A 5107-nucleotide genomic window follows, 5' to 3' on the forward strand; every position below is an offset into this window, starting at 1 on the left:
GAGGCTTGTTCGAGTCACCGCTGCGCCGCTGCAGCAGCTCCTCCGCCTCCTCGCGGCCGTCCCGGCCGAAGTAGGTGTGGAGGAGGTAGACCATCGCCCAGAGGTGGCGGCCCTCCTCGACGTTCACCTGGAAGAGGTTGCGGAGGTCGTACAGGCTCGGGCACGTGCGGCCGAGGAGCCGCTGCTGCTCGACGCTGGCGGGCTCGGTGTCCGCCTGCGCGACGAGGATGCGGCGGAGCGGGTTCCGGTATTCGCCCGGGACCTGCTGCCACACCGGCTCGCCGACGTGATCGCCGAACCCGATGGTCCGGTCCTTCACCGCGTCGGCGAGGAAGATCCCCCACCGGTAGTCCGGCATCTTCACGTAGTCGAACTGGGCCCAGCCGTCCGGGGTGACGCTCACCGCGGTGCGCAGGTAGATGTCGCGCTGCTGGAAGCCCTCCGGGCCCATCTCCATCCACCAGTTGATGAAGTTGGGCTGCCACTGCTCGAGCGCGCGCTGCAGCGTGCGGTCTTCGCCGAGGTTGACGTTGTTGGGGATCTTCTCGCTGTAGTTGATGCTGCTCATGTCAGCCCCTCGCCCAACGAATACGTTGGTCGATCCCCCGAGGGGATGCGGGCCGGCTTGGGGCGGCCCGGCGCTCGGCCCGCTTCCCGCTGTTCATCATCGTGCTCTGCATTGCCGTTTTCCTTCTAAACGCGGTTGAAGTCGAACTGGGCTTTCTCGCCCTTGCCGTACACCTTGAGCGCACCCTTCTCGCCCACGGCGTTGGGTCGCTGGAAGATCCAGTTCTGCCACGCGGTGAGGCGGCCGAAGATGCGCGTGGCCATGGTCTCGCGGCCAGCGAAGCGCAGGTTGGCTTCCATGCCGGTGAGCGCATCGGGCGACATGGCGCTGCGTTCTTCAATGGCGATGCGTATCTCGTCGGCCCAGTCGATGTCGTCGGGCGCTGCAGTCACCAGGCCCAAGGCCAGGGCGGCATCGGCATCGAGCGGCTGGCCGATGGCAGCGCGTGCGGCCTGCAGGGGCGCGGCTTCTTCATAGAAGCGGCGCGCAAGGCGCGTCTGCTCGTTGACCATGGGGTAGAGCGAGAAGTTGGTTTCGCTCAGGCTGAGGCGTGGGGCACGCCCGGGCTCGTCGGGCAAGGCCAGCATGTAGGCACGGTCGGCGCAGAAGGCCAGCTCGGCCAGCGTGCCGGCGAAGCACGAGCCCGGCTCGATGAGTGCGAACAGAGAGCGCGACGACACATCCAGCCGCGCCAGGGTGCGGCGCAGCAGGCCGGTGGTTTCACGCACCAGCCAGTGGTCGGCGTGCTGCAGCAAGCTGGCATCACTGGCCAGCACATGGGTCGCATCGCCTTCGGTCTTGAGCAGCCAGGTGCCGATGTCGAGCTCGTTGGTGCGCAGGTGCAGGATGGCGTCGTCGAGTTCGCGCGCCATCGCCAGCGGCCACCAGGCGGCGCCTGCCGCTTCGATCTCGGCCACGCTTTGCGGTGGGGCTTCGGTGGGCGCCTTCACCGTGAAGGTGGCGGTGCGCTTGCCGCGGTCGATCTCCACGCGCACGTGGCGGTAGCTCAGTGCGTCGGCCGCCTCCTCGCGCTCGATGCGCGGCAGCGCCACGCCGCGCGCGCCGGCCGGCCGGTCGCTCGCACTGGCGAGTTGCGCCGCGCGCTCCTGCACGTGGGCAGCGAACTTCGCCGGCTTGACGGCCGCATCGACCAGCCGCCAATCCACCGCACGCTGGCCCCGCACGCCTTCCACGCTGGTGGAGAAGATGTCGGCCAGGTCGTGCCGCACGCGGCGCTTGTCGGTGACTCGCGTGAGCCCGCCAGTGCCGGGCAGCACGCCCAGCAGCGGCACCTCGGGCAACGAGACGGAGGACGAGCGGTCGTCCACCAGCCCGATCTCGTCGCAGGCCAGCGCCAGCTCGTAGCCGCCGCCGGCGCAGGCGCCGTTGACGGCGGCGATGAACTTGAGCCCCGAGTGGCGCGACGAATCCTCGATGCCATTGCGCGTCTCGTTGGTGAACTTGCAGAAGTTGACCTTCCACGCGTGGCTGGACAGGCCCAGCATGAAGATGTTGGCCCCCGAGCAGAAGATGCGCTCCTTGGCGCTGGTGACGATCACCGTGCGCACCTCGGGGTGCTCGAAGCGGATGCGGTTCAGCGCGTCGTGCAACTCGATGTCGACGCCCAGGTCGTAGCTGTTGAGCTTGAGCTTGTAGCCGGGGCGCAGGCCGCCGTCTTCGGCGATGTCGAGCGTCCGGCGCGCCACCGCACCTTCGAAGGCCAGGGTCCAGTGGCGGTACTGGCTGGGGTCGGTGCGGTAGTCCACACGGAGGTCGGCAGTGCTCATGCAATCTCCTTCAAGTGGATGAAAGATACTGCATGATATTTCATGCGTCAACCAAAACATGCATCAAACTGCATGTCGGAGGAAACTCAGGCGATGTCGAGTGCCGTTCTCACCTGCTCGCGCAGCGCCTCGAAGCTCTGCGTCAGGTCGCGGCCGCTGGTGTCCACGCTCAGGTCGGCCTTGGAGTAGAAGGCCGTACGCCCGGCCAGGATGCGCTTCAGGTCTTCCATCGCCTCGGGGCTCGCCGCCATCGGCCGCAGATCGCCCTGCGCCGCCACCCGGGCCATGTGCTCTTCGGGGTCGGCCTGCAGCCAGACCGTGGTGCAGTGGGTCAGCAGCACATTGAACGTGGCCGGGTCGGACACCAGCCCGCCCGGCGTGGCCAGCACCATCTCCGGGTAGATCTGGATCACCTCTTCGAGCGCTCGCCGCTCGTAGCGGCGGTAGGCGTTGGTGCCGTACAGGTCGTGGATCTCGCGGATGCTGCAGCCGGCCACGCGCTCGATCTCGCGGCTGAGTTCGATGAAGGGCATGTCCAGGTCTTCCGCCAGCATGCGGCCCAGGGTGGACTTGCCCGCCCCGCGCAGCCCGATCAGCGCCAGCCGCTTGCTCCTGGCGCGCTGGTCGCCGGCATGGCCTAGCACCTCGCCGATGGCAACGCGCGCCCGGCGCAACTGGGCTTCGCTGCGGCCCTCGAGCAGCTCGCGAATCAGCAGCCACTCGGGCGACGAGGTGCTCACGTCACCGATCAACTCGGCCAGCGAGCATTGGATGGCACGCGCCACCTGATCGAGGATGAGGAGCGACGCGTTGCCCGTGCCGTTCTCCAGGTTGGCGAGGTAGCGCTCTGACACGTCGGCCGTCAGTGCCACCGCCTTGCGGGTGAGGCCGCGGCGCGCGCGCAGGGTGCGCAGCCGCTCGCCCAGGGCCACCAGCAAAGGGTTCTTGTCTTCTTCCTGGGTGGCATCGGCCACCGGGTCCATCTCGCTCACACCCACCTCCTTCAATGCGTTCGCTCTGCGGCCGGGGTTAACCCGAACATGCACTATAGTGCTTGACCAGCCTTGATGCCAGAACTATTCTTCGTGCGAACCATAGTTCATCGCCTTGATGGTTCGCAAGAGGAAGACACATGACGCCAGCCCAGGTCGCCCCTCCCGGCCCCGCCTTCAACTTTGCAGCCCACCTGCTCGATTTGAACCGCGGCCGGGCCGCCAAGACGGCCTACATCGATGACCACGGCCGCCTGAGCTACGGCGAACTGGCTGACCGCGTGCGACGCATGGCGGGCGCGCTGCTGCAAGCCGGCCTGCGCCGCGAAGAGCGCGTGCTGCTGCTGATGCACGACAACATCGACTGGCCGGTGAGCTTTCTCGGCGCGCTGCATGCCGGCATCGTGCCGGTGGCCGTCAACACCCTGCTCACCGTCGACGACTACGCCTACATGCTGCAGCACAGCCGCGCCCAGGCGGTGCTGGTGTCGAACGCGCTGCTGCCCACGCTGCGCAGCGCGATGGGCCAAGCTGAGCACGAGGTGCGCAACGTCTTCGTGTCGCGCCCCGAGGGCTCCTTGACGGCTGGTGAAACGGGGCTGGTCGATGCCCTCTTGCGCAGTGATCCGCTCGCTCAGGCTGCCTCAACCACCCCCGACGACCCGGGCTTCTGGCTTTATTCCTCCGGCTCCACCGGCAAGCCCAAGGGCACGGTCCACACCCACGGCAACCTGTACTGGACGGCCGAGCTCTACGGCAAGCCCATCCTCGGCCTGACCGAGGCGGACGTGTGCTTCTCGGCCGCCAAGCTCTTCTTCGCTTATGGCCTGGGCAATGCGCTGAGCTTCCCGCTCTCGGTGGGTGCGAGCGTGGTACTGATGGCCGAGCGGCCCACGCCCGATGCGGTGTTCAAGCGCTGGAAGGATCCGCGAAAAGAGCAGCGCCCCAGCGTCTTCTTCGGCGCACCGACCGGCTTTGCCGGCATGCTCGCCTCGCCCGCGCTGCCGGCACGCAGCGAGGTCGCGCTGCGCATGGCCTCGTCGGCGGGCGAGGCACTTCCGGCCGAGATCGGCCAGCGCTTCAAGGCGCACTTTGGCTGCGACATCATCGACGGCATCGGCTCGACCGAGATGCTGCACATCTTTCTCTCCAACCGCCCCGGCGACGTGCACTACGGCAGCACCGGCAAGCCCGTCCCCGGCTACGAGGTGGAACTGCGCGGCGAAGACGGCCGCCCGGTGGCCGACGGCGAGATCGGCGACCTCTACATCAACGGCCCCAGCGCCGCGCTCATGTACTGGCGCAACCGCGAGAAGTCGCGCGAGACCTTCCAGGGCGCGTGGACCAAGAGCGGCGACAAGTACGTGCGCGATGCGCAGGGCTACTACACCTACTCCGGCCGCAGCGACGACATGCTCAAGGTGAGCGGCGTCTACGTCTCGCCCTTCGAGGTGGAGGCCACGCTGATGCAACACCCCGCGGTGCTCGAATGCGCCGTCATCGGCAAGGAAGACGATGAAGGCCTGACCAAGACCAAGGCCTACGTGGTGCTCAAGCCCGGCCAGCAGGTGGACGAGTCCGCGCTCAAGGCCTTCGTGAAGGACCGCTTGGCGCCCTACAAGTACCCGCGCTACATCGAGTTCATCGCCGAGCTGCCCAAGACGGCCACCGGCAAGATCCAGCGCTTCCGGCTGCGCGGGGAGTTTGGCGCTAACAGCGCCATATAATCGGATTTACGCGATCGGCGTATTTAGCCTTCG

Annotated in this window: 3 protein-coding genes and 1 pseudogene; 1 reads left to right on the forward strand and 3 read right to left on the reverse strand. The window is 67.4% G+C overall.

Annotated elements, in window-relative coordinates; all coding sequences use genetic code 11:
* The 3 genes and pseudogenes from VFL64_RS20520 to VFL64_RS20530 all read right to left on the reverse strand — a co-directional run.
* A pseudogene (locus tag VFL64_RS20520) lies at nt 1-568 on the reverse strand (benzoyl-CoA 2,3-epoxidase subunit BoxB); the annotation flags it as partial.
* Nucleotides 569-693: 125 nt separating this feature from the next.
* Nucleotides 694-2355 (reverse strand): 2,3-epoxybenzoyl-CoA dihydrolase, encoded by a 1662-nt coding sequence (gene boxC, locus VFL64_RS20525; RefSeq protein WP_489542239.1) that lies wholly within the window; start codon nt 2353-2355, stop codon nt 694-696.
* Nucleotides 2356-2441: 86 nt separating this feature from the next.
* Entirely contained in the window at nt 2442-3338 is an 897-nt protein-coding gene (locus tag VFL64_RS20530) for a helix-turn-helix transcriptional regulator (RefSeq protein WP_489542241.1), read from the reverse strand.
* 149 nt (nt 3339-3487) lie between these two features.
* On the opposite strand from VFL64_RS20530, the gene VFL64_RS20535 reads away from it, so the two are divergent.
* Nucleotides 3488-5074 carry a benzoate-CoA ligase family protein gene (locus VFL64_RS20535; protein WP_489542240.1) on the forward strand — a complete coding sequence of 529 codons (1587 nt, stop codon included), beginning with the start codon at nt 3488-3490 and terminating at the stop codon, nt 5072-5074.
* Nucleotides 5075-5107: the final 33 nt, after the last annotated feature.

Origin of the sequence: Rhizobacter sp. (assembly GCF_035702065.1) — a bacterium.
Lineage (GTDB): Bacteria > Pseudomonadota > Gammaproteobacteria > Burkholderiales > Burkholderiaceae_C > Rhizobacter.